The following is a 21,455-nucleotide window of genomic DNA, read 5'->3' as shown; positions in this document are numbered from 1 at the left end:
GGTCTGGGTTTCCGTTGGTTTTCTGTATAATACGATTTTGTGACCTTGGATTAAAGGCTAAAGGCCATGCGACTGCTGCAAAAAGCCCTCACTTTCGACGACGTCCTGCTCGTCCCCGCTCATTCCCAAATTCTGCCCCGCGACGTCAGTCTGGCAACACGCCTGACCCGCAATATCACCCTGAACCTGCCGCTGCTGTCGGCTGCGATGGATACCGTGACGGAAGGTCGTCTCGCCATTGCTTTGGCTCAGGAAGGCGGCATCGGTATCATTCACAAGAACCTTTCTCCCAAGGCCCAGGCGGCCGAAGTGGCCAAGGTCAAGCGCTTTGAATCCGGCATCCTGCGCGACCCGATCACGGTTTCGCCGCTGATGACGGTGCGCGACGTGATCGAGATCACCCGTCAGCACAAGATTTCCGGTCTGCCGGTGATCGACAAGGCCGGCAAGGTGGTCGGTATCGTTACCAACCGAGATCTACGTTTTGAAACCAATCTGGACCAGCAGGTCCGGATGATCATGACGCCGCGCAAGCGCCTGGTCACGGTCAATGAAGAAGCCAGCGTCGAAGACGCCAAGGAATTGATCCGCAAGCATCGCCTCGAGCGCGTGCTGGTGATCGATGACCAGTACCACCTGCGTGGTCTGATCACTGTCAAGGACATCCTGAAGTCCACCGAACATCCGCTCGCCAACAAGGATGCAACCGGCCGTCTGCGCGCCGGTGCCGCCGTTGGTGTCGGTGCCGGTACCGAAGAGCGCGTCGAGGCACTGGCTGAAGCCGGTGTCGACGTGATCGTCGTCGATACGGCGCACGGTCACTCGCAGGGCGTGCTCGACCGTGTCCAGTGGGTCAAGCGCAATTTCCCGCAGATCGAAGTCATTGGCGGCAATATCGCCACGGCCGATGCGGCCCGCGCCCTGGTTGATATGGGTGCCGACGGCGTCAAGGTCGGTATCGGCCCGGGTTCGATCTGCACGACGCGTATCGTTGCCGGTGTCGGTGTGCCGCAGATCACCGCCATCCAGAATGTTTCCGACGCCCTCAAGGGCACCGGCGTGCCGATGATTGCCGACGGCGGCATCCGCTACTCCGGCGACATCGCCAAGGCGATCGCCGCCGGTGCCGACACGGTCATGCTCGGCGGCCTGTTCGCCGGCACCGAAGAAGCGCCGGGCGAGGTCGAACTGTTCCAGGGGCGTTCCTACAAATCGTATCGCGGCATGGGTTCGCTCGGCGCGATGCAGGCCGGTTCGTCGGATCGCTACTTCCAGGAAAACACCAACAACGTCGACAAGTTCGTGCCGGAAGGTATCGAAGGTCGTGTGCCCTACAAGGGCTCGGTGCTCGCCGTGATCCACCAGCTGGTCGGTGGCCTGCGTTCCTCGATGGGTTATCTCGGCAGCCCGACGATTGCGCACATGCATGACAACGCCTGTTTCGTCGAAATCACCTCGGCCGGCATCCGCGAATCTCACGTTCACGACGTGCAGATCACCAAGGAAGCGCCGAACTACCACCTCGACTGATTCTTTCCGTGTTACTGAGGGCGGCTCCCGGAGCCGCCCTTTTTATTCAAGGTTTTGAAAATGGCTCACCAGAAAATCCTCATCCTCGATTTCGGTTCGCAAGTGACTCAGCTGATCGCCCGTCGCGTGCGCGAAGCCAAGGTGTTCTGCGAAATCCACCCGTACGACGTGTCGGAAGACTTCATCCGCAGCTATGGCGCGCAGGGCATCATCCTGTCCGGCGGCCCGAGTTCGGTGACCGAAGGCGATACGCCGCGGGCGCCGGAGGTGGTGTTCAATCTGGGGATTCCGGTACTCGGCATCTGCTACGGCATGCAGACCATGGCGCAGCAACTGGGTGGCAAGGTGATGACTGCCGAAGCGGCCGGCAAGGCGCGTGAGTTCGGTTACTCGGAAGTCCGTGCCCACGGCCATACGGCGCTGTTGAAGGATATTGCCGACTTCACCACGGCCGAAGGCCACGGCATGCTGAAGGTCTGGATGAGCCACGGCGACTCCGTGATGGAATTGCCCGCCGGTTTCAAGACCATGGCTTCGACGCCGTCCTGCCCGATCGCCGGCATGGCCGACGAGAGCCGCAAGTTCTACGCCGTGCAGTTCCACCCGGAAGTCACGCATACCGTGCAGGGCCGTGCCATTCTCGAAAGCTTCGTGCATGGCATCTGCGGTTGCGGTACCGACTGGGTGATGGGCGATTACATCGCCGAAGCCGTTGCCTCCATCCGCGCCCAGGTCGGCACGGATGACGTCATTCTCGGCCTGTCCGGCGGCGTCGACTCTTCGGTTGCCGCCGCGCTCATCCACCGCGCCATCGGCGACCAGCTGACCTGCGTCTTTGTCGATCACGGCCTGCTGCGCCTCAACGAAGGCGACATGGTGATGGACATGTTCGCGCGCAATCTCGGCGTCAAGGTGATCCGCGTTGACGCGGTCGACGCCTTCATGGGCAAGCTTTCCGGCGTCTCCGATCCGGAACAGAAGCGCAAGATCATCGGCAAGGAATTCGTCGAAGTCTTCCAGGCCGAGTCGAAGAAGCTGGTCTCCGCCAAGTGGCTGGCCCAGGGCACGATCTACCCGGACGTGATCGAATCAGCCGGCAAGGGCAAGAAGGGCGCCCACACCATCAAGAGCCACCACAACGTCGGCGGTCTGCCGGAAGATATGCATCTGAAGCTGCTTGAGCCGCTGCGCGAGCTGTTCAAGGACGAAGTCCGCGAACTCGGCGTGGCGCTGGGTTTGCCGCGCGAGATGGTCTATCGCCATCCGTTCCCGGGTCCGGGCCTGGGCGTGCGCATCCTCGGCGAAGTGACGCTGAAGGCGGCGCACCTGCTGCAGCGCGCCGATGCAATCTTCATTGACGAACTGCGTGCTACCGTCGCCACCGAACGTGATGTCGCGGCTGGAGCCTGTACTGAGGCCGACATCGGCAAGACCTGGTACGACCTGACCAGCCAGGCCTTCGCGGTCTTCCTGCCGGTCAAGAGCGTCGGCGTGATGGGCGATGGCCGCACCTACGAGAATGTCGTCGCACTGCGCGCCGTGGTCACCAGCGACTTCATGACCGCGCACTGGGCGCACCTGCCGTACGAACTGCTTGGGCGGGTGTCCAATCGGGTAATCAATGAAGTGCGCGGTCTGAACCGTGTCGTGTACGATGTGTCAGGCAAACCGCCGGCCACCATCGAGTGGGAATGAGCGAAGCGTTCGAACCTTTCTTCGAGACGGACGTCGCCGAACCGGTCAACGGTCTCGGCGACGAGTATTTCATGCGCGAGGCGATTTCGCTGGCGCGTGCTGCCGAATGCCTGGGCGAAGTGCCGGTTGGCGCCGTCGTTGTGCTCAACGGCCAGATCGTCGGGCGCGGCTTCAATTCGCCGATCGGTGAAAGCGATCCGACGGCGCATGCCGAAATCGCCGCCTTGCGCGATGCGGCGCGGGCTTTGGGCAATTACCGCCTGCCGGGTTGCGAGCTTTACGTGACCCTGGAACCTTGCGCGATGTGCGCTGGCGCCATCATGCATGCCCGCATCAGCCGCGTCATTTATGGCGCGCGCGATGCCAAGACCGGCGTGCATGGCAGCGTTGTCGACCTGTTCGGCGTCGAGCGCCTGAATCATCATGCGACGGTCGAAGGCGGCGTTCTCGCGGCCGAGTGCAGCAGCATGCTGTCGCAGTTCTTTGCCGGTCGACGCAAGAAATAAGCATGAAACTGCTGGTTTCCGTCGCACGCCAAAGGCTGACGCTGTTCGCCGACAACGGCGAGGTTTTGCACGAATATCCGGTGTCGACCGCTGGCGCCGGAGTCGGTGAGGTATCCGGTAGTTTCCAGACGCCGCGCGGTCAACACCTGATTCGCGCCAAAATCGGTGCCGGCCAGCCGGCAAATACGGTCTTCGTGCGGCGTCGACCGACCGGCGAAATCTGGACACAGGAGTTGGCCGAGCAGTTTCCCGGCCGCGACTGGATCCTGACCCGCATCCTCTGGCTGTCGGGCTGCGAAGCCGGGCGCAACCGGCACGGCTGCGTCGACACCATGCGCCGCTACATCTATATCCACGGCACGCCCGACGTCACCGACATGACGACGCCCGGCTCGCACGGCTGCGTGCGCATGCGCAACGCCGACCTGATCGAGTTGTTCGATCGGGTGCCGTGCTACACGCCGGTGGAAATCACCGAAGACTGAAGCAGCTCGCCGTTCGGCCCGAAGCTGCGTTCGTGCAGGCGAAAGCTGCCGGCGCAGTCCTGTCTGACCACGGTCGAGGCGCGCGTGCCGTAGCTGGCCGATTGCACGAAAACGGCGGATAACAGGCGTTCCCATTCGAGCGGCACGCCGGTCTGCGGCAGCTTGTCGTCGGCGACGATCTCGCTATCGGTCAACAGCGAAAAAAAGGCATTTTCGTCGGGCAGCGTTACCAGTGCCTGCGCGAAACCGGCGCGCGCCTTCTCTAGTTTTGGCCACGGGCTGTCCAGGCGATGGTTCGACAGGCCGTAAATGCCGGGCGCGAGCACGCGCGGTGCGTCGTCACGGTTCGAGGTATAGACCAGTTCCTCGCCATCGCTGAGCAGAAGGTTGTAGCCGGAATAGGCTGCACTATCGATTTGCGTTGCGTAGTCGAGCGCCGATTCGCTGCCGAGCAGGAAGTTGTGCGTCAGTTCGCCGCGCGAGCGCGCGCCCTTGGCCATTCCGGGTTCGCGCACATTGGTCACGGCCGCCAGGCGACCGCCGGCGCTGACCGCGAGCCAGGTGCCGCCGGCTTCAAGATCGCGGCCGCCGACGATCTGTGGTGCATCCGGCCAGCGCGCCGCGGCGGCTGTTGGCCGGGCATGGAACTCGTCGCGGTTGGCGGCAAGCAGCAGCGGGTAAGCCGCATGCACCCGCCAGCCGACGACGATCAGGCACATTTTTGCCCTTTTTTACGGGTTGACCGCTACCGCTTCAACTTGCGGGCCTTCGCGCGATTCGAGATGCACGTTGTCGGCAAAGTTGGACTGGACGACGGCGAGGGCGGCAAAACCGCCGCTCGGTGCCGGCGCGACGGTCATTACCGTGCCGCAGGGCTGGTCGGGATTGTCCGGCGAGAACAGCGGGTCGCCGGCCTTGAGCGCGTGCGCGCTGCGCAGGCGGAAGAGGTGGCGCTTGACCTTGCCCAGGTACTGCGTGCGGGCAACGATTTCCTGGCCCGGATAGCAGCCCTTCTGAAAACTGACGCCGCCGATTTTTTCGAAGTCGGCCATCTGCGGCACGAATTCTTCCTTGGTCGCCAGCGTGACCAGCGGATAAGCGGCTTCGACATCCAGCCAGCGCCAGACCGGCACACCAACCGGGCGGGCCTTGACGGTGAGCGTCTGCCACAGGCTTGCCATGGCATCCTGCGGCGCAACGATCACGAAACGCGAAGCGTCAAGGCGGATCACCGTATTGCCTGCCTCTTGTGCCGTAGTCATCGCTTCGGCCGGGCAGGGCAGGCCGGCATCGGCCAGCGCTTCCGCTGCCTGCGGGCCGGCAACACCGAGCAGCACCGTGCTGTCGGTAAGCGCCGTCAGCTTGACCTTGGCGCGCAGCACGAACATCTGCAGGCGCTTCTGGGTTGCTTCCTGCAAGTCGGCGGCCAGCGCCAGCTGATAGCTGTCACCCTTGCGCCAGGCGAGGAAACTCGCCTGCAAACGGCCCTTGGCCGTACACCAGCCGCTGTGCTGCGCCTTGCCTTCAGCCAGGTGATTGATGTCGCTGGTCAATTGGCTGTGCAGATAAGTCTTGGCATCGTCGCCGCTGACTTCGATCAGGCCGAGATGGGTCAGCGGCGTGATGATTGTCTGCTTGGTGGCTGCCTGCAATTCGCCAGCAGCATCGCCAAAGTTGAGAAGATCGGAAGATGCGCTGTCGAAGTTGCCTTCGGCGGCTTCGAGAAAACTGCGCCAGTTGGGGTTCATGAGGGCTCCTGAGGGGTTTGGGATATTATATCGCCCGTTTAAACGTGCTCGTTTCACACGGGCAAGACCGGCCTGCAACCATCGAGTTCCCGTGCGCTTCCTAATTAAAGCATTTTTTCTGGTTTTCCTGCTCCTGGCCGCATCGGCCGCCGGCATCTGGTACTGGGCCAACCAGCCCCTGACACTCAAAACCTCGCCCCTCGATTTTCGCGTGACGCCGGGCAGCAGCCTGCGCGCGGCGATCGGACAGATGCGCGACGCCGGCATCACGGTCGAGCCGAATCTGCTGGCCGGGCTGGCCCGTCTGCAAAAGGCTGAAACGGGGATCAAGGCCGGCAGCTACTCGGCCAGCAACGGCGTTACGCCCTTGCAACTGCTCACCAAGCTGACCCGGGGTGAAACCACGCTGGGCAACCTGACGCTGGTCGAGGGCTGGACTTTCCGCCAGTGGCGCGCCCGTCTCGACCGGCATCCAGACCTGCAGCACCTGAGCAGCGGTCTGTCCGAAGCGCAGCTCGCCGAACAGCTCGGCATTGCCGGCGGTGTGCTCGACGGCCGCCTGTTTCCCGATACCTACATGTTCGACAAGCAGTCGAGTGACCTCGAGTTGCTCGCCCGCGCCGTGCGTGCGATGCAGGCCAGGCTGGACAGCGAATGGCCGCGGCGCGATGCCGGCCTGCCGTACCGGACGCCAGATGAAGCGCTGATCATGGCATCCATCATCGAAAAGGAAACCGGGCGCGAGAGCGACCGGACAAAAGTGGCCGCCGTATTCGTCAACCGCCTGCGCAAGGGCATGCTGCTGCAGACCGATCCGACGGTGATCTACGGCCTTGGCGAAGGCTTCGACGGCAACCTGCGCAAGCGCGACCTGCTCGAAGACACGCCGTACAATACCTACCGTCGGCCGGGTCTGCCGCCGACACCGATCGCCATGCCCGGCCTGGCTTCGCTGCAGGCGGCATTGCATCCGGCGCCAAGCGACGTGCTTTATTTTGTCGCACGCGGCGACGGCAGCAGCGAATTTTCGCGTACGCTCGACGAACACAATCGTGCAGTTAACAAATATCAAAGGGGAGGAAAGTGAAAGGTAAATTCATCACTTTCGAAGGCATCGACGGTGCCGGCAAGAGCAGCCATGTCGAATGGCTGGCCGAATGGCTGCGGGCGCAGGGAAAAACGGTTCAGGTAACACGTGAACCGGGCGGCACCGAGCTTGGTGAAAAGCTGCGTGCTCTGCTGCTCAATGACCCGATGCATCTGGAAACCGAAACGCTGCTGATGTTTGCGGCGCGACGCGAACACCTGGCGCAGTTGATCGAACCGGCGCTGGCGCGTGGCGAATGGGTGATCTGCGACCGTTTCAGCGATGCCACCTACGCCTATCAGGGCGGCGGGCGCGGCCTGGATCGTAGCAAGTTCCTGACCCTTGAACATTGGGTGCATGAGCATGTGCAGCCGGACCTGACGCTGCTTTTCGATCTGCCGCTCGATGTGGCGCGTGAACGTATCGCGCTGGCCAGCCGGGTGCTGGATCGCTTCGAGCAGGAACGTGCCGACTTTCATGAGCGGGTGCGCCAGGCTTATATCGAGCGCGCTCATGCCAATCCGTCGCGCATTCGGGTTGTTGACGCCAATCACAGCCGGGAAGATATTCGTAAAACACTTGAACAAATCGTCACAACGAATTGTTTATGAACGTTATTGATCTTCACAGCAAAGTCTGGGCTGGACTGCAGGCGCGTCGCCAGCAGTTGCCGCATTCCTTGTTGCTGGTCGGCCAGAAAGGTACGGGAAAGTACGATCTCGCGCGCCTGTTTGCCGCCAGCCTCCTGTGCGAACAGCCGCAGGGCAACGGTCAGGCCTGTGGCAAATGCCTGGCTTGCAACTGGTACAGCCAGGGCAACCACCCCGATTTTCGTCTGCTGCAACCGGACGCCTTGTCCGATGAAGGCGAGGTCGAGGACGGCAAGAAAAAGCCGAGCCAGCAGATCACCATCGATCAGGTGCGGGGGCTCGACGACTTCCTGACCATCGGTACGCACCGCGCCGGTTTGCGCATCATTCTGGTCAATCCGGCCGAAGCGATGAATCGCAATACCGCAAACGCACTTCTCAAAACACTTGAAGAACCTGCGCCAGGAACATTGTTTTTATTGATTTCCAATGAACCGTTGCGTCTGCTGCCGACGATACGCAGTCGTTGCCAGGTGGTACCGGTACCGCTGCCGCAAACCAAGGCCGCCGAGAAAGCACTGGCTGAAGCCGGGCTTGCCGACGCCGGGCGCTGGCTGGCGCTGGCCGGTGGTTCGCCGGGGCTGGCGCTGGAGTTGTCGGCATCCGGGCAGGGCGCCTGGCTGGAAATGCTGATCAAACGCCTGTCGACCGGCAGGAATGCCGATGCGCTCGGCATAGCAGCCGAACTGGAAAAGGTCATCAAGGACAGCAAGGGCAAGCTGCTGCTCAAGACCGTTGTTGAAGCCCTGCAAAAATGGCTGGTCGATTTGACGATGGCCCGCAACGGCTTGCCAGTGCGATATTTTCTGCCGCAGCAGGCCACAATATCCGGTCTGGCTGATATGATTCCGGCCGTACGCCTGAACCACGCCTACCGCGACATGATTAAACGCCGCCAGGAAGCAGAGCAACCGCTCAACGCAAAACTTTTTCTGGAAGGTGTTTTTCTGGACTATCGAGCCCTGTTTGCCAATTGATCAACGATGAGTGAAGCCAAATCCGCCCCGCAGCGCCCGAGCGTTCTCTCGCTGAACATCAACTCGAAATCCGCGCTATACGCTGCGTTCATGCCGCATCTGCGCAGTGGCGGTATCTTCATTCCGACGACGCGCGGCTACAACCTCGGTGACGAAGTCTTCATGCTGCTGTCGCTGATGGATGATCCGGCCAAGCTGCCGATTGCCGGCACCGTCGTCTGGATCACTCCGCCGGGCGCCCAGAATGGCCGGGCGCAGGGCATCGGCGTGCATTTCAACAATGACGAAAGTGGTCAGGAAGCGCGCCGCAAGATCGAGGGCCTGCTCGGCGGCGTCATGCAATCCACCCGTCCGACGCATACGCTTTAAGCGACCCATGCTGGTCGACTCGCATTGCCATCTTGATTTCCCGGATCTGGCGGATCGTCTGCCTGATGTCCTGCAACGCATGCAGGAAAACGGGGTAGGGTGCGCCGTCTGCATTGGCGTCAATCTCGAGGATCACGCCAGGGTCATGGCGGTTGCCGAACAGGACGAGCGGCTGTTTGCCACCGTTGGTGTGCATCCCGAATACACCGATGTCGAGGAGCCGACGGCAGATCGCCTGGTTGAGCTGGCCAGCCATCCCAAGATCATTGCCATTGGCGAAACCGGTCTCGATTATTACTGGCAGAAAGACAAGCCGGAATGGCAGCGCGCCCGTTTTCGCACCCATATCGAAGCCGCCAAACGTTGTGGCAAGCCGCTGGTCGTGCATACCCGCGACTCAGCAGCCGACACGCTGCGCCTGCTGCAGGAAGAGGGCGCTGATACGGTTGGCGGCGTCATGCACTGTTTTACCGAAGACTGGGAAATCGGGCGCCAGGCGCTCGATCTCGGTTTCTATCTGTCGTTTTCCGGCATCGTCACCTTCAAGAATGCCAGCCAGGTAAAGGAAGTTGCGCAGAAATGCCCGCTCGACCGCATTCTGGTCGAAACCGATTCGCCCTATCTGGCGCCGGTGCCGTATCGCGGCAAGCCCAACCAGCCGGCCTATGTCATGCACGTCGCCGAAGAAATCGCCCGTCTGCGCGGCTTGTCAGCCGAACAGCTGGCGGATGCAACGACCGACAACTTCTTCCGCCTCTTCAAACACGCCAAGCGCCCTTGAAAATCATGAAAAAAACGTTGTTGACCGTAGCGGTCGCGCTGTTGCTCCCTGTTTTCGCCCAAGCGGCAACTTATGATGACCTGATCAGCTCCGCCAAGCTCGGTGACACGCGTGAAGTCGCCGCGCTGACCGGGAAGGGGGCTTCGATCGACAGTACCGACATCGACGGCAATACGCTGCTGATGCTTGCCGCTCGGGACGGCCATGCCGAACTGGTCGATTTCCTGATCAAGCAGCGCGCCAAGCTCAACGCCCGCAATGCTTCGGGTGATACTGCGCTGCGCCTGGCTGCTTATTTCGGCCACCGCAAAGTGGTAGAACTGTTGCTGGCGGCTGGCGCCAACGTCAATATGCCGGGCTGGACACCGCTAGCTTATGCCGCATTTGCCGGTCGTCTCGACATTGCCGAATTGCTGATCAAGGCCGGGGCCGACCTGAACTCACCCAGCGAAAATGGCACGACACCGTTGATCGCCGCAGCTCGCGGCGGCCATCGCGAAATCGTCGAACTGCTCCTGAAAAACAAGGCTGATCCGGCGAGAACACTGCAGTCCGGAGAAACGGCACTCGATGTTGCACTCAAGAACCAGAACACCGACATCGGCGACCTGCTGCGGCGAGCTGGCGGCAAGTCCGGACGCTCGGTAAGCATAGAAATTCAGTAAGCTTATGTGAGAGTATGGCGACTCTGTCATATGCCAAACGAGGGGGGAGTAATGAAAAGGGTATTTGGACAAGGCACCGTTGGACTATTGACCGCGCTGGCAATCCTTCCGGGGTTGTCCGGCTGCAACAAGACGATTGACTGGCTGTTCGATGCACCGGCACAAAGCGAAAGCGTCCAGACGAGTGGCAAAACAGAGGCGAGCGTTGAAACCGCCGTGCCGATGAGTGTTGCCGCCAGTCCGGCAGCTGCGGCACCTGTCAGCAAGGCCGCTGAATCAGGCCCGACGACGGAAAGCGAGATTCGCAGCACTCTGAATGCCTGGCGCGACGCCTGGGCAGCCCGTGATGTCGATGCCTACCTGGCGTTCTACACGCCGAACTTCAAGGGACGCGAAGTTGGCCCGGCAAACTGGCAGGCCAGTCGCAAACGCGTTATCGCGCAGGCCGGAAAAATCGAGCTGACGCTGGGCGAGCCGAAAATCGTTGTCGACTCCTTGAATCAGGCAACCGTGACGTTCTCGCAGAACTATCGCTCGCAGATCCGTAGCGACAAGGGCATCAAGAAACTGCAATTGCGGCGTAGCGAAGGACACTGGCTGATCGAGGAAGAATCGTTTTCACCGGCAAAACGCTAAGTCGAAACAAGAACCACCGAAAAGGTGGTTTTTGCGGGATCAAATACACGCATAATTTGTATTATGTTAAGTCGCAGAATATTTTTATGTCCATCGGGTTTTTTGCGAAATAGTCGAATTATTTTGTAAATAGACCTGAAAACGCACCCTGGACTCTTCGCGATAGCACCTTGCCCACTGCCGGCACCACAGACGCAAGAGTTCCACGTCGTATCCATCGGCAATCAAAATGGCCTTATGTTTCGCTATCTGACGATACAACCACCGCCGCCTAGCGCCTTGATGCGGACGAATCGCCCGAAGCTGCCAGTAGTAATTGGCAATCGCACCGAAATGGCTTTTTGTGTCAGCCGGGAAAAGCGAAAACTGAAACACGACCCGATGAAATCAACGCCTTGTAGCTGTTGAAGGACACGAACGACCGCCGCAGCCCCACGACTTATCAAAAATCGAACCGGAACTGGACTGTTCTGGAACCGGAGGCGACGGAAGCGCAGCAACTGACGACTGACGATGAGCGATTGAAGCATCCCTTCGCTGAGCTTCCTCACGACCCGCAAGCCATTCTTTTTGACGACGCAGATCGGCCTGCGCTTGATTATATGAGTGCTGGTCTGTGCTATCTGACCTGGCCACACCTACGCCCGTATAGCCAGCCTCACATGGCGTAGCAGTAATGACCGCCTTACCATTTTCGCCTTTGCATTTGTAAGCGTCAGCGCTGGCCAATTGAGCCGCTAACAACAACAGCAAAAATAGATAGCGCATGCGACCCTCCCGAGATGATGAAACTATCATTTTATACTAGCGAATCCCTTACAGGCCGGGGCTCACCAGCCTAGCGCCCTGATCTATCAGGCCTAGAAAATGAATTACAGCCAGCACCAAAGAGGAAAAAGCGGGTTTGTAGAGGGGTGAGCGGTTTGAGTGCATGGCCTTCGGGGTCGGCTTTGGTCATATGACCCGCTGATCGGTCTAGTCTAGTGCGATCTAACCAGGACGATAGCCGAGGATGCGGAGGGCGTCTATTGCGGCGGCGTCGCCGCAGCACTTGTGACACCGCCCGCGACACTCCCGACGCTAACCATTTAAGGGAGGATCGACAGGAACAGAATCACGCCCCGCCCTGCCCTTGTCAGCAGCGACAACACTCTTTTCAGCCTCACGTTCCCTGCGCTCTTCCTTGGGAATGTCGCAGGTTATGAACCGCTGGAAGCCATCACGCGCAACGTGCAGGCCACAGAAGCCGCGAGGCGTGACGGCGTAGCCCATATCAAGCAAATCCTCGTCAGTGATGCGCGCGCCCTTGTGGCGAAGCTCATAGCGCATATGACGACCGGCACCACGGAACGAAGCGAGAATGAAGGCATCACCATCAATCAACGGCTCTACGCGAGCATCCTTAGAAAAATCGACAGGAGATACAGCGACAGTAGAAACAGGCCTAACCTGAGCACCAGACGACGAAGAAGCCGCGCCGCCGGGGTTTGCAGTAGCCACCGAAGGAGAACCCGGAAAGAGCTTAATGGGAGGGCCAGCAAAGCCCATATAGAGAGCGCCGCACAGTACAGCGAGAAGTAACGCGACGCGAGGCGACTTGAAAAGGTTGAAGCCGTTGGCATTGACGCGGAATGCGCCTGTGGCGGTTGAGTCGTAGAGCTTAAAGACATGGGAAGGAACCTTCTTTTGCTGGATGGTCAGGAAATCAGACTGCGCCTTGCCAGTATCGTCCGCGAGGTGCATCGCCTCAACATAGCGACCAGTCCAACCGATCAGCGCAAGGTCCTTATGCTTGTACGCAGCATCTGCAACAGCCTTAATATCTTCGCGAACCTTTGAATAAGCGGGACAGGTGGCGACTATATCCCAGTTCCAATGTCTGTGTTTATCCCACGCCTGATCCCAGCAGAACGGGCGATCATCGGCGGTAGCTTTGCGCAAGCCGCCCGGATAGTCGAGGGCGCGAATGTCGGCTTCTTTCCAGCGCTTCGGCCAGATGTCTTGCACTTCGTCAACGAAGATAAAGGCACCTTTAGGCACCCAGTGGAACCACTCAGCCCACCGCTTGCGCCCTTCTTCGTCGGTATCGGGAACATTGATTACATCGAAGGTATCCGGCAGGTCTGGAAAGACCTTTAAGGCGCGCTCCCTTGTGACCCCTCGAACGTTGGTAACAATCAAGCGCCCCGCCTTGGCTTCGCGGATGAAGTCATCTGCCATGGCCCCAGCCGTCTTAAATGACCCTGGGGGGCCGTGATGAATTTTAATGGGCATTAGAACCCCGGCAGCATACGGAGAACGAAGCGAGTAGCGCCGCCGCTCACGATGATGCTAACAGCTTCGGGAAAGCGGAAAAATGCAGCGGTAGCCGCAGCATCACCGGGAAGCTGGGAAAAACCGAGTGCGATCTTCGACGCCACATCGAAGCCCTGCAGGATCTGCTGCGCGACACCCCAAGCGAATTCAATGGATGAAATTTGCGCTTTAACCCACCAGATAAGCAGCGTCGACGTGAGGTAAATCGCGGTCTCTTCAAACCAGCCGTATATGCCGAACTGGAAGAAATCCGATACTGAATTTAGGAACTCAAACATTAGGCAGTCACCACGATGATTGCAGCAATGATGGTGGCTGCGAAAACAATAATATCGCCAATGACCGAGAGGCTAGAGGAGTAGTCAGCCACACAAAACGAGATAGTCGCGCCGAGGACAGTGACGGGCGCAGGGCATGGCAACGAGCCGCCGCCAGTGGAGCCGTTATAGCGAAACTGGTTAGACAAAGCGCCGCGAATCTCGGAAAACTTAGCCGATAGTTCAGCCTTCGCCTGTTCTAGCTTGCCGTCCTGATCAGTGCCGTAATTGCCCTTGTCCTTGATGGTGCCTTTTTTGCAGATAGGTGAATCCGGCTCTTTGGCGCACTGGCCGGGCTCGTCACCCGAATTATCGCCACCACCACCGGCACCGCTGGAGGACGACGAACTAGAAATTACATTGCCGTTGGCATCCGTTGTTTTTTCCGTAACGGTTGTGGCACCGGTAACAGGGTCTTTTGTCGTGTTTTTCGTCGTGTTTTTTACGCCGTTGGCATCTTCTTCGCGTTTTTGCGTGTCAGACTCGGCGGGCTTTGCTGCACCCATGGTGCCCTCAGGAACGCAGGCAACCTTGCCGGTAGAAGTGGTGAGCACGCCTTCGCCGGGGTCGCATTTTGGAGCCTTAGGAACAGGAGGAACCTTGGGCGGGGGCTGGTCGCCTTGGGACGACTGAGGGGCATTGGCTTCGCACTTAATTGCATAATATTGAATTTGCATTAAGTCGTGACGATCGGCAGTTCCGCCGGTGTACCAGTCGCCGTTAGGGTTCATTGTGGGATGCGAGACAGGGCCAGTCTGGGAAACCGTACAACCATCCTTGCAGCGATAGCCGTATGGGGATTGCCCCTTGTTGTAGGAAACCCAGAGAAAGTCGTTAGGCTTTTTGTCGCGATCAGCGCAAGGATTAGACGGCTCACACATGCGGACGGTGCCGATCATAGTCGGACCAGTGTAACCAGTTGGACAAACCCACTTTTCGCAAACCCCCGAGACATCCGAGTAACCCGCCGGACAATGCTTGTAAACAACAATAGCGAACTGAACCACCCAATTAGAAACCACAGCATCACGCCAGATGCAGTTACCAGCGGTAATGTCCGAATTAGGAGTAAAAGATAGATACTCGCTAGACCCCGGAGGCTGAAACGCCTTACAAGCCGATATACCACCGGCAAGAGTCAAAGGACCTTCCTGAAATTTACCTTTAGGGAAATAGGCACCGTTATCGGTCACCCAACCATCAACCTTAACGGCTGTTTCCTTTGTCGCGGGAATCGCCGGATCCGCAGCAAACGACGGCGCAGAGAGCAGCGCGAGAACAACGAGAAATAGACGGGCGATCATAGAGAGCCGATCCGAACGCCGATAACAAAGACGGCAACAAGGAGAGCGCCAACAAGGATTGATATCACCGAAACGCCCCGTTTTTTGAAGTGGAAAAAATCAGGACAGCACTCCCAATGCGAGGCAGAGGAAGTGCGCCCTGAATCACCCTTAAATCTTCTTGACGAGGGCGATGATCACGCCGACGACGACCAGACCGGCCACAACAGCAATGACCTTGCCGCCAACGCCTTCACCGCTACCCTGCGCAGTCGTGAGAGCAGCTTCAACCGCAGTGGTATCGACCGCAGCAGCGGCAAGACCAGACATGGCGAAAGCGAAAACGCCAGAGGCGGCAATGGCAACACGGGAACAAGCACGATTGAACATGGTTTTTCTCCTTTAGAGAGGTTGGATAAACCGCGTCGACTGTTCAAGATCGACGCAGCAGGAACTAGACGCGAAGCTTTCGGACTAGAGAAATAAGCAGGCCGACACCGAAACCAGTAGCAAAAATGAGCAGGCCACCCTGCCATGTCTTTTCAAACAGACCAGAATCCCAGCCGAACGCGGCTATTTGGGCAGTCCAATTGACATATTCAGTCGAGGACAGGACGACAGGGCCAGAGCACACCGATGGATCAACGGCAGTCGGAGACAGCACCTGGACACCGGAGACAAGGGCAAGAGAGGTGCAGACGGCCATTACTTGGACCCCGGCTTTACGAAGGGCGCAGGAACGGGATTTTGGAAGGCGTGAATAACAACCTGCCCCTCCGGCTTGCGCTTATATTCGTTGGTGACAGCACCAGCAGCGGAGCGCGGCGGAACGTAGTCCGACACGGGCTTAAGAACCTCTGACGGAGTGACCTTGACCCACTTGCCATAGATGATTTCCATGGCCGTATCAGCGTGAGCAAGACACGGAAAAGAGAAGAGAAGCCAGAGCATCGAGAGATTTAAGCGAGTCATGACGCGGACGCTTCCCACTCGTTGGCCGGCACGAAGAAGGTGTGAACGTCATAGCCCATCGGGCAATCCAGCGTGCCGTCATAGATCGCGCAGTTCATCGACTCCCGTACAACATCAAGAGACTCTGCCCGCGCCGCATGCTTGAGCGAAAAAACGAAGCTCATATTGATGTCGACGAACGAACCGGTCGCCCGGTCCTGTACGACATAAACCCTGCGAACGTCGAGCAGAGACATGATTAAGCGGCCTTTGGCTGCTGCGAAATGGCGCGGAAGGACAGCACTTCATAGCCGTCCGTCGTCAGCTTCAGGCCGAGTTCGGCCATGATCGGAAACGGGAGAGACTTCAGCTTTTGATACTCTTCCGAGGTACCGAACTTGAGGTCAATCGCATCATGGCCAGCTTTGCCGTAGCTGGCCGTATCCTTCTCCGACACCGGCATGGCTACGAAAAGCTTGGTCATGTCGTGATGCTGACCTTCAATTTCGCCCTTGAAGAACTTGGCACCGAGTACCAGACATTGCGTTTTTGCTTCCATTTTTTGAATCTCCATTTGTGCTACCAGACGGCAGCTTGTTCAGAAAGGACAACCGGAAAAACTTGACGGCTAAATTGATGGATGCTTTCAGGAGCCAGCTTGAAGTCGGGCACCTTGAACCACGCCGGAAAGCCATCGCGAACGACTTTTTTCAGGACGTCATCTGCGCCGAACAGATCGACAAGACGACCGATGGACGCACCGCATTGATGGCGGAGCCAGTCAAAGGTGCTATCAACATTGGCTTGTGCAACACGCCGGTTTGTTTCGATGCGTGACTGTTTTTCGCTGATGAACGCAAAGGCCGGATAGGACGCGGCGAGGTACTCACCGGGAGCGAGCAAGCAGTCCAGGGGGATAACGCGGTCGACGTTTTTAAACTCGACCTCAATGCGCACCCAATCACTGTTTTTGTCGCCCAGCTCGCGACCTTTTTCATAGACCCGGCAGAACTTCCCATTTTTACGGTTGCCGATGTTGAGGGTGCGCCCCTTGCCGTTCGGGTGTTTCCAGTTGCCGCGATGCTCACAGTCCGGGTGCATGCCGTGAATGTGGAAAAGGCCGTCCGTATGGTCGCGATCAGCCTTGTCGACGCTGTATGTCTCGCCCGTGAAATCGTCATGGGCGAAGTCGACGCGAGTCAGACGACCACGATCAGCAGTTTCAAGGAAGTTTTTCAGGCGCATTTCCCAGCCTGTTTTGGCCGCTGCCAGCCCGGAACCATTGATTGATACGAGGACGCTACCGCGGTTGCCGCCGTGGCAAACAACGCCCCATGAATCGCCGATATCCCACGAATCGCGGTAGAAGTGCATGCCCTTTCCGCGCTTGCCACGGATACCGAAGCCAAAGATGAATTCAAGTCGGGCCGACATGGCAACCATGACTTCGTAATCCGTCACCGGAACCATGCCGTTTGCACCGTCGAATTCTTCCGACAGTTCGCCGTCGATTTCCACAACACGGCGAGCAGAACGGGAAGTGCTAAGAATGGTCTCTTCACTGAAGGTGAAATTGACCCAATCAACGAAGGCGGAATCCCCACCAAATCCGCGACGCTTGGGGACTTCCTTCAAAACCCCACCCTCAATCACCAGTTTGACGTGCTCTGCCCCTTCGGAACCTTTTTCCCCCCTGTTAGCATGGGGGGGGCATCCGCCGCGCTGCGCGCCCTCCTTCGCGTCGGGCCGCTCCGCGCCGCGGAGCCGGGGAGCATAGGTATGAGCAAGGCGCTGTTGCGAAGCTTTGTTTTGCACGTCTAGTTTTTTGAGGTGAGCCAGATCTGCGCCGAGCGGATCAAAGGCAGTGCGGAAATCATCCGCAGTCATGCGCGATGCAGTCTCGACCAGTTCGGGAGACACAGCTTTCAGCTTGTTACTTTTGCGAATTCGCACAAAACGCCCCTTGTGATATCGTCGACCCATCAACCGAAATTGATAGACAACCAAATTTGATCGCATTTAAGCGCAATCAATTTTGGTTGGTCAATATGGCTAAAGGACTAGAAATGGAACTGCGCGACTACATCGAAGCGGGAATTATTGAAAAAGGCAGCGTTACTGCGTTAGCTGACTATCTCGGCGTTATTCCTAACAATATAACCAACGCAAAGGCCCATCAGCGAGGACTTCCGGCCATGGCATGCGTCAAATTATCGGAACTGCTAAATGTTGAGCTAAAAGCAGTAATAGCAGCGTCGGAACTAGCAACAGAGCGGAAGGAGGAGAAACGCGCTTTCTGGCTCCCTTTTGTCACAAATGCGCAGAATTTCGGGAAAATGGCGAGTTATGCGCTAATTATGGGAATTGTCACAAACTTTGTGACAGCGGCCCCCGCTGAAGCCGCACCAATACTGACTTTCGCCGCTGGGGCGTTTTGTATTATGTAAACTACCGTATATTTCAAGCACGTCCGATTGCGTTCAGGTTTTGTTTCCCTGGCTGATACCATTCGCGAATGAGTCTCTACCAAAAGCTCGCTGCCACTACCGAAAAGCTGATTGCCGACGGCCTGCTCCGGCCTGGTGATCGTTTGCCTTCGATCCGCCAGGTTTGCCGGACGCAGGGATTGAGCCCGATCACCGTGAGCAGTGCCTACCAGTTGCTGGAAAGTCGCGGCCTGGTTGAGGCGCGACCGAAGTCCGGTTACTTCGTGCGTGCCCGCTTTGATCCGCGCCTGCCCGAGCCGAGCATGACGCAGCCCGGCAGCGATTCGACCGGACTGGAAGTGAGCGACTTCATCTTTCGCATTCTCGACAGCAGCAAGGACAGCGCCGTGCTGCCGCTCGGCTCCAGCTTTCCGTCGCCGGCGCTGTTTCCGCTTGCCAAGCTCGGGCGCTCACTGGCCACAGCCGCCCGCCATCTCATGCCACAGGACACGCTCAACGATTTGCCGCCAGGCAATGCCGAACTGCGCCGCCTGCTCGCGTTGCGCTACCTGGCGCACGGCGCCAACGTGGCGCCACAGGAAATCATCATCACCGCCGGTGCCATGGAAGGCATCAATCTCTGCCTGCAGGCGGTGACCAAGCCGGGCGACCTGATCGCGGTCGAGTCGCCGACCTTCTACGCCGGTCTGCAGGCGGCCGAACGCTTGGGTCTCAAGGTCGTCGAGATCCCGACCCATCCGCGCGACGGCCTCAGCCTGGAGGCGCTGGCCGAGGTGCTGGCGCGACATCCGGTCAAGGCCTGCCTATGCATGCTCAATTTCTCGAATCCGTCGGGCAGCCTGATGCCCGATGCGCGCAAAAAGGAGCTGATCGCCCTGCTCCGCCAGCACCAGGTGCCGCTGATCGAGGACGACGTCTATGCCGAGCTGCATTTCGGCGCGCAGCCGCCGCTGTGCAGCAAGGCGCTCGACGATGACGGGCTGGTCATGCATGTTTCATCCTTTTCCAAATGCCTGGCACCGGGCTATCGCATCGGTTGGGTGGCGGCCGGCCGCTACGTCGAGCAGATCCGCCGCCAGAAGCTGACCAGCAGCCTGGCGACCAGCGTGCCGATCCAGATCGGGCTGGCCAATTACCTGAAACAGGGCGGCTACGACAAGCATCTGCGCCAGTTGCGGCAGTGTCTGGCAGCCCAGGCGGCGGCGATGGTCACCAGCGTCGAGCGGCATTTTCCGCCGGGTACCCGCATCGCCCGGCCGCAAGGCGGTTATTTCCTGTGGCTGGAACTGCCGGCCGGCGTCGATGCGCTGGGCGTCCATCGGCAGGCCTTGGCGCACGGCGTCAGTACGGCACCGGGGCCGATCTTTTCCGCCAAGCGCGAGTACGGCAACTTCCTGCGCCTCAATTTTGGGCATCCGGACAATGCGCGGCAAGAGGCCGCCATCGCCCTGCTCGGCCGCCTGGCCGGCGCCGCCAGCCAATCTGTGCCTATATAAAATCTGATATCCTGAATCTGTTGCTGTTTCACCTGCGATGCTCTACTTCGGCTTTGCCATCGCCATACGGGGAAACAGGAAATGGGCCAGCCCGTCAGTAAAATCCGCGCCGCCAAACTCGAGCTTTACCGCAAGCAGGGAAAGATCCACGCCAAGGCCGTCAGCGGCCGTTTCAACCGCCTGCGCTGGCTCTGCGTCGGCCTCACCCAGGCCATCTTCTACGGGGCCTGCTGGCTGAACTGGCCGGCCAACGGTCAACTGCGCCAGGCCGTGCATTTTGATATCGCGCACGAAAAACTCTACCTGTTCGGCCTTGTCCTCTGGCCGCAGGATGCGCTGCTGCTCGCCCTCGTCCTGCTCATCGCGGCGACCGGGTTGTTTCTGACCACGGCGCTGGCCGGCCGCCTGTTCTGCGGCTTCGTCTGCCCGCAGACGGTCTATACCAGCATGTTCACGTGGATCGAGGCGCGCGTCGAGGGCGACCACCTGGCGCGCCTGCAACTCGACCGCGGCCCGCTCACCTTGAACAAGATTGTCCGCAAAACGCTCAAGCACGCTCTCTGGGCGGCGCTGGCGGCGTGGACGGCAATCACCTTCGTCGGCTATTTCACACCGATCCGCGAGTTGCTGCCGACCCTGGCCGGCTGGCAGGTCGGTCCCTGGGAAGGTTTCTGGCTGATCTTCTACGCTGCCTTCACGTACGTCCAGGCCGGCCTGGCGCGCGAGGCGGTGTGCCAGCACATGTGCCCGTATTCGCGCTTCCAGGGCGTCATGTTCGACCCGGCAACGCGCAGCGTAGCCTACGACAACGGGCGCGGCGAACCGCGCAGCAGCCAGCGGCGCAGTTCCCCGGCCGGCGATTGCATCGATTGCGGCATCTGCGTCCAGGTCTGCCCGACCGGCATCGACATCCGCGACGGCCTGCAATACGCCTGCATCAACTGCGGCCTGTGCATCGATGCCTGCGATCAGGTGATGACGCGGATCGGCGCACCGACCGGGCTGATCCGCTTCGCCTCGGAAAACGAACTTGCCGCCGTGCCGCGCCGCCAGGCCTGGTTCCGGCGTCCGCGCGTCGTCGCCTATGCGGCGCTGCTACTGGTTTTTGCCTTGCTGGGCGGGTGGACCGTCAGCCGCCATGCCGAGCTGCGTTTCGACGTGCTGCGCGACCGCGGCGTGCTTGCCCGCGAGACGGCCGACGGGCGCATCGAGAACGCCTACACTTTGCAGGTCATGAATCTGTCCGAGGAAGCACAGGAATTCGCTGTCGCTGTCGCCGTCGTCGGCGATGCCGCGCTGCAAATCGTCGGGGCCAATACGGTCAGCGCCGCACCGGGCAGCATCGCGCCGCTGCAAGTCACCGTCTCGGCGCCGGCTGATGCTTTGCCGACAGGGACGCACGCGCTGCGCTTGCGGGTCTTTTCACCGCGCAATCCGGCACTGCAGGCTGAAGAAGCGAGTACTTTCCGCATGCCTTGAACTACCCGCCCGGCCGATGGCGGGGCGGTCCCGATTG

At 59.5% G+C, this 21,455-nt stretch carries 25 protein-coding genes; 14 read left to right on the top strand and 11 right to left on the bottom strand.

The features are described from left to right. The first annotated feature begins 66 nt into the window (after window positions 1-66). Genes guaB through KIG99_RS19695 form a run of 4 tightly spaced genes read left to right on the top strand, consistent with a single transcriptional unit; the run spans window position 67 to window position 4,216 of the window. Entirely contained in the window at window positions 67-1,530 is a 1,464-nt protein-coding gene (guaB, locus tag KIG99_RS19710) for an IMP dehydrogenase (protein WP_226461726.1), read from the top strand. Between the two features lie 60 nt (window positions 1,531-1,590). Beyond that, on the top strand, window positions 1,591-3,225 hold the full coding sequence (gene guaA, locus KIG99_RS19705) for a glutamine-hydrolyzing GMP synthase (RefSeq protein WP_226461725.1): 1,635 nt from the start codon (window positions 1,591-1,593) through the stop codon (window positions 3,223-3,225). Beyond that, window positions 3,222-3,731 carry a tRNA adenosine(34) deaminase TadA gene (gene tadA / locus KIG99_RS19700; RefSeq protein ID WP_264180441.1) on the top strand — a complete coding sequence of 170 codons (510 nt, stop codon included), beginning with the start codon at window positions 3,222-3,224 and terminating at the stop codon, window positions 3,729-3,731. Before guaA ends, tadA begins: the two co-directional genes overlap by 4 nt. 2 nt (window positions 3,732-3,733) lie before the next feature. Further along, entirely contained in the window at window positions 3,734-4,216 is a 483-nt protein-coding gene (locus KIG99_RS19695) for a L,D-transpeptidase (protein ID WP_226461724.1), read from the top strand. On the opposite strand, the gene KIG99_RS19690 is transcribed toward KIG99_RS19695, so the two are convergent. Both KIG99_RS19690 and ygfZ read right to left on the bottom strand, forming a co-directional pair. Further along, window positions 4,186-4,935, bottom strand: a complete 750-nt coding sequence (locus KIG99_RS19690; protein ID WP_226461723.1) for an NRDE family protein — start codon at window positions 4,933-4,935, stop codon at window positions 4,186-4,188. The genes KIG99_RS19695 and KIG99_RS19690 overlap by 31 nt on opposite strands. A 12-nt stretch (window positions 4,936-4,947) precedes the next feature. Beyond that, window positions 4,948-5,964 carry a CAF17-like 4Fe-4S cluster assembly/insertion protein YgfZ gene (gene ygfZ / locus KIG99_RS19685; RefSeq protein WP_226461722.1) on the bottom strand — a complete coding sequence of 339 codons (1,017 nt, stop codon included), beginning with the start codon at window positions 5,962-5,964 and terminating at the stop codon, window positions 4,948-4,950. Between the two features lie 91 nt (window positions 5,965-6,055). Between ygfZ and mltG the strand changes: the two genes are divergently transcribed. Genes mltG through KIG99_RS19650 form a run of 7 tightly spaced genes read left to right on the top strand, consistent with a single transcriptional unit; the run spans window position 6,056 to window position 11,129 of the window. Beyond that, window positions 6,056-7,051 (top strand): endolytic transglycosylase MltG, encoded by a 996-nt coding sequence (mltG, locus tag KIG99_RS19680; RefSeq protein WP_226461721.1) that lies wholly within the window; start codon window positions 6,056-6,058, stop codon window positions 7,049-7,051. Continuing rightward, window positions 7,048-7,662: a dTMP kinase gene (gene tmk, locus KIG99_RS19675; RefSeq protein WP_226461720.1), complete on the top strand. Its 615-nt coding sequence runs from the start codon at window positions 7,048-7,050 to the stop codon at window positions 7,660-7,662. Before mltG ends, tmk begins: the two co-directional genes overlap by 4 nt. Beyond that, window positions 7,659-8,678, top strand: coding sequence for a DNA polymerase III subunit delta' (holB, locus tag KIG99_RS19670; protein ID WP_226461719.1), 1,020 nt, complete (start codon window positions 7,659-7,661; stop codon window positions 8,676-8,678). The genes tmk and holB overlap by 4 nt, the downstream gene beginning before the upstream one ends. Window positions 8,679-8,684: 6 nt before the next feature. Next, complete coding sequence (locus KIG99_RS19665; protein ID WP_226439959.1) at window positions 8,685-9,047, top strand: PilZ domain-containing protein; 363 nt, start codon at window positions 8,685-8,687, stop codon at window positions 9,045-9,047. A 7-nt stretch (window positions 9,048-9,054) separates the two neighbouring features. Then, window positions 9,055-9,828, top strand: coding sequence for a TatD family hydrolase (locus KIG99_RS19660; protein WP_226461718.1), 774 nt, complete (start codon window positions 9,055-9,057; stop codon window positions 9,826-9,828). Window positions 9,829-9,833: 5 nt separating this feature from the next. Continuing rightward, window positions 9,834-10,493: an ankyrin repeat domain-containing protein gene (locus KIG99_RS19655; RefSeq protein ID WP_226461717.1), complete on the top strand. Its 660-nt coding sequence runs from the start codon at window positions 9,834-9,836 to the stop codon at window positions 10,491-10,493. A gap of 51 nt (window positions 10,494-10,544) precedes the next feature. Beyond that, window positions 10,545-11,129, top strand: a complete 585-nt coding sequence (locus KIG99_RS19650; RefSeq protein WP_226461716.1) for a YybH family protein — start codon at window positions 10,545-10,547, stop codon at window positions 11,127-11,129. Between the two features lie 387 nt (window positions 11,130-11,516). On the opposite strand, the gene KIG99_RS19645 is transcribed toward KIG99_RS19650, so the two are convergent. From KIG99_RS19645 to KIG99_RS20820, 9 genes are all read right to left on the bottom strand, one after another. After that, a complete protein-coding gene (locus KIG99_RS19645) occupies window positions 11,517-11,897 on the bottom strand; it encodes a DUF4124 domain-containing protein (protein ID WP_226461715.1) in 381 nt (126 codons plus the stop codon). Between the two features lie 312 nt (window positions 11,898-12,209). Continuing rightward, on the bottom strand, window positions 12,210-13,403 hold the full coding sequence (locus tag KIG99_RS19640; protein ID WP_226461714.1) for a zonular occludens toxin domain-containing protein: 1,194 nt from the start codon (window positions 13,401-13,403) through the stop codon (window positions 12,210-12,212). Next, window positions 13,403-13,723, bottom strand: a complete 321-nt coding sequence (locus KIG99_RS19635) for a DUF2523 family protein (protein ID WP_226461713.1) — start codon at window positions 13,721-13,723, stop codon at window positions 13,403-13,405. Before KIG99_RS19635 ends, KIG99_RS19640 begins: the two co-directional genes overlap by 1 nt. Further along, the gene (locus KIG99_RS19630; RefSeq protein WP_226461712.1) at window positions 13,723-15,066 is read right to left on the bottom strand and encodes a hypothetical protein; all 1,344 of its coding nucleotides are present in this window, start codon (window positions 15,064-15,066) and stop codon (window positions 13,723-13,725) included. The genes KIG99_RS19635 and KIG99_RS19630 overlap by 1 nt, the downstream gene beginning before the upstream one ends. A gap of 150 nt (window positions 15,067-15,216) precedes the next feature. Further along, a complete protein-coding gene (locus KIG99_RS19625; RefSeq protein WP_226461711.1) occupies window positions 15,217-15,435 on the bottom strand; it encodes a hypothetical protein in 219 nt (72 codons plus the stop codon). A gap of 315 nt (window positions 15,436-15,750) precedes the next feature. Further along, on the bottom strand, window positions 15,751-15,945 hold the full coding sequence (locus KIG99_RS19620; RefSeq protein WP_226461710.1) for a hypothetical protein: 195 nt from the start codon (window positions 15,943-15,945) through the stop codon (window positions 15,751-15,753). Window positions 15,946-16,013: 68 nt separating this feature from the next. Next, window positions 16,014-16,253, bottom strand: coding sequence for a hypothetical protein (locus KIG99_RS19615; RefSeq protein WP_226461709.1), 240 nt, complete (start codon window positions 16,251-16,253; stop codon window positions 16,014-16,016). 2 nt (window positions 16,254-16,255) lie between these two features. Then, window positions 16,256-16,555: a hypothetical protein gene (locus KIG99_RS19610; protein WP_226461708.1), complete on the bottom strand. Its 300-nt coding sequence runs from the start codon at window positions 16,553-16,555 to the stop codon at window positions 16,256-16,258. A gap of 20 nt (window positions 16,556-16,575) precedes the next feature. Continuing rightward, window positions 16,576-17,949, bottom strand: coding sequence for a replication initiation factor domain-containing protein (locus tag KIG99_RS20820; protein ID WP_226461707.1), 1,374 nt, complete (start codon window positions 17,947-17,949; stop codon window positions 16,576-16,578). Window positions 17,950-18,062: 113 nt separating this feature from the next. Here KIG99_RS20820 and KIG99_RS19600 point away from each other — a divergent pair, with 113 nt between their 5' ends. The 3 genes from KIG99_RS19600 to ccoG all read left to right on the top strand — a co-directional run bounded on the left by KIG99_RS19600 (window position 18,063) and on the right by ccoG (window position 21,418). Continuing rightward, on the top strand, window positions 18,063-18,443 hold the full coding sequence (locus tag KIG99_RS19600) for a hypothetical protein (RefSeq protein ID WP_226461706.1): 381 nt from the start codon (window positions 18,063-18,065) through the stop codon (window positions 18,441-18,443). A 68-nt stretch (window positions 18,444-18,511) separates the two neighbouring features. After that, complete coding sequence (locus KIG99_RS19595) at window positions 18,512-19,939, top strand: aminotransferase-like domain-containing protein (RefSeq protein WP_226461705.1); 1,428 nt, start codon at window positions 18,512-18,514, stop codon at window positions 19,937-19,939. Between the two features lie 81 nt (window positions 19,940-20,020). After that, a complete protein-coding gene (gene ccoG, locus KIG99_RS19590; RefSeq protein ID WP_226461704.1) occupies window positions 20,021-21,418 on the top strand; it encodes a cytochrome c oxidase accessory protein CcoG in 1,398 nt (465 codons plus the stop codon). Window positions 21,419-21,455 lie beyond the last annotated feature (37 nt).

This window comes from Quatrionicoccus australiensis (assembly GCF_020510425.1).
GTDB lineage: Bacteria > Pseudomonadota > Gammaproteobacteria > Burkholderiales > Rhodocyclaceae > Azonexus > Azonexus australiensis_A.
This window is presented reverse-complemented; position numbering and strand designations above follow the sequence as displayed.

What these genes read in the sequence shown, in the direction of transcription:
- guaB (WP_226461726.1), top strand. Translation starts at nt 67, where the DNA reads ATGCGACTGCTGCAAAAAGCCCTCACTTTCGACGACGTCCTGCTCGTC.
- guaA (WP_226461725.1), top strand. Translation starts at nt 1,591, where the DNA reads ATGGCTCACCAGAAAATCCTCATCCTCGATTTCGGTTCGCAAGTGACT.
- tadA (WP_264180441.1), top strand. Translation starts at nt 3,222, where the DNA reads ATGAGCGAAGCGTTCGAACCTTTCTTCGAGACGGACGTCGCCGAACCG.
- KIG99_RS19695 (WP_226461724.1), top strand. Translation starts at nt 3,734, where the DNA reads ATGAAACTGCTGGTTTCCGTCGCACGCCAAAGGCTGACGCTGTTCGCC.
- KIG99_RS19690 (WP_226461723.1), bottom strand. Translation starts at nt 4,935, where the DNA reads ATGTGCCTGATCGTCGTCGGCTGGCGGGTGCATGCGGCTTACCCGCTG.
- ygfZ (WP_226461722.1), bottom strand. Translation starts at nt 5,964, where the DNA reads ATGAACCCCAACTGGCGCAGTTTTCTCGAAGCCGCCGAAGGCAACTTC.
- holB (WP_226461719.1), top strand. Translation starts at nt 7,659, where the DNA reads ATGAACGTTATTGATCTTCACAGCAAAGTCTGGGCTGGACTGCAGGCG.
- KIG99_RS19665 (WP_226439959.1), top strand. Translation starts at nt 8,685, where the DNA reads ATGAGTGAAGCCAAATCCGCCCCGCAGCGCCCGAGCGTTCTCTCGCTG.
- KIG99_RS19660 (WP_226461718.1), top strand. Translation starts at nt 9,055, where the DNA reads ATGCTGGTCGACTCGCATTGCCATCTTGATTTCCCGGATCTGGCGGAT.
- KIG99_RS19655 (WP_226461717.1), top strand. Translation starts at nt 9,834, where the DNA reads ATGAAAAAAACGTTGTTGACCGTAGCGGTCGCGCTGTTGCTCCCTGTT.
- KIG99_RS19650 (WP_226461716.1), top strand. Translation starts at nt 10,545, where the DNA reads ATGAAAAGGGTATTTGGACAAGGCACCGTTGGACTATTGACCGCGCTG.
- KIG99_RS19645 (WP_226461715.1), bottom strand. Translation starts at nt 11,897, where the DNA reads ATGCGCTATCTATTTTTGCTGTTGTTGTTAGCGGCTCAATTGGCCAGC.
- KIG99_RS19640 (WP_226461714.1), bottom strand. Translation starts at nt 13,403, where the DNA reads ATGCCCATTAAAATTCATCACGGCCCCCCAGGGTCATTTAAGACGGCT.
- KIG99_RS19635 (WP_226461713.1), bottom strand. Translation starts at nt 13,723, where the DNA reads ATGTTTGAGTTCCTAAATTCAGTATCGGATTTCTTCCAGTTCGGCATA.
- KIG99_RS19630 (WP_226461712.1), bottom strand. Translation starts at nt 15,066, where the DNA reads ATGATCGCCCGTCTATTTCTCGTTGTTCTCGCGCTGCTCTCTGCGCCG.
- KIG99_RS19625 (WP_226461711.1), bottom strand. Translation starts at nt 15,435, where the DNA reads ATGTTCAATCGTGCTTGTTCCCGTGTTGCCATTGCCGCCTCTGGCGTT.
- KIG99_RS19620 (WP_226461710.1), bottom strand. Translation starts at nt 15,945, where the DNA reads ATGGAAATCATCTATGGCAAGTGGGTCAAGGTCACTCCGTCAGAGGTT.
- KIG99_RS19615 (WP_226461709.1), bottom strand. Translation starts at nt 16,253, where the DNA reads ATGTCTCTGCTCGACGTTCGCAGGGTTTATGTCGTACAGGACCGGGCG.
- KIG99_RS19610 (WP_226461708.1), bottom strand. Translation starts at nt 16,555, where the DNA reads ATGGAAGCAAAAACGCAATGTCTGGTACTCGGTGCCAAGTTCTTCAAG.
- KIG99_RS19600 (WP_226461706.1), top strand. Translation starts at nt 18,063, where the DNA reads ATGGAACTGCGCGACTACATCGAAGCGGGAATTATTGAAAAAGGCAGC.
- KIG99_RS19595 (WP_226461705.1), top strand. Translation starts at nt 18,512, where the DNA reads ATGAGTCTCTACCAAAAGCTCGCTGCCACTACCGAAAAGCTGATTGCC.
- ccoG (WP_226461704.1), top strand. Translation starts at nt 20,021, where the DNA reads ATGGGCCAGCCCGTCAGTAAAATCCGCGCCGCCAAACTCGAGCTTTAC.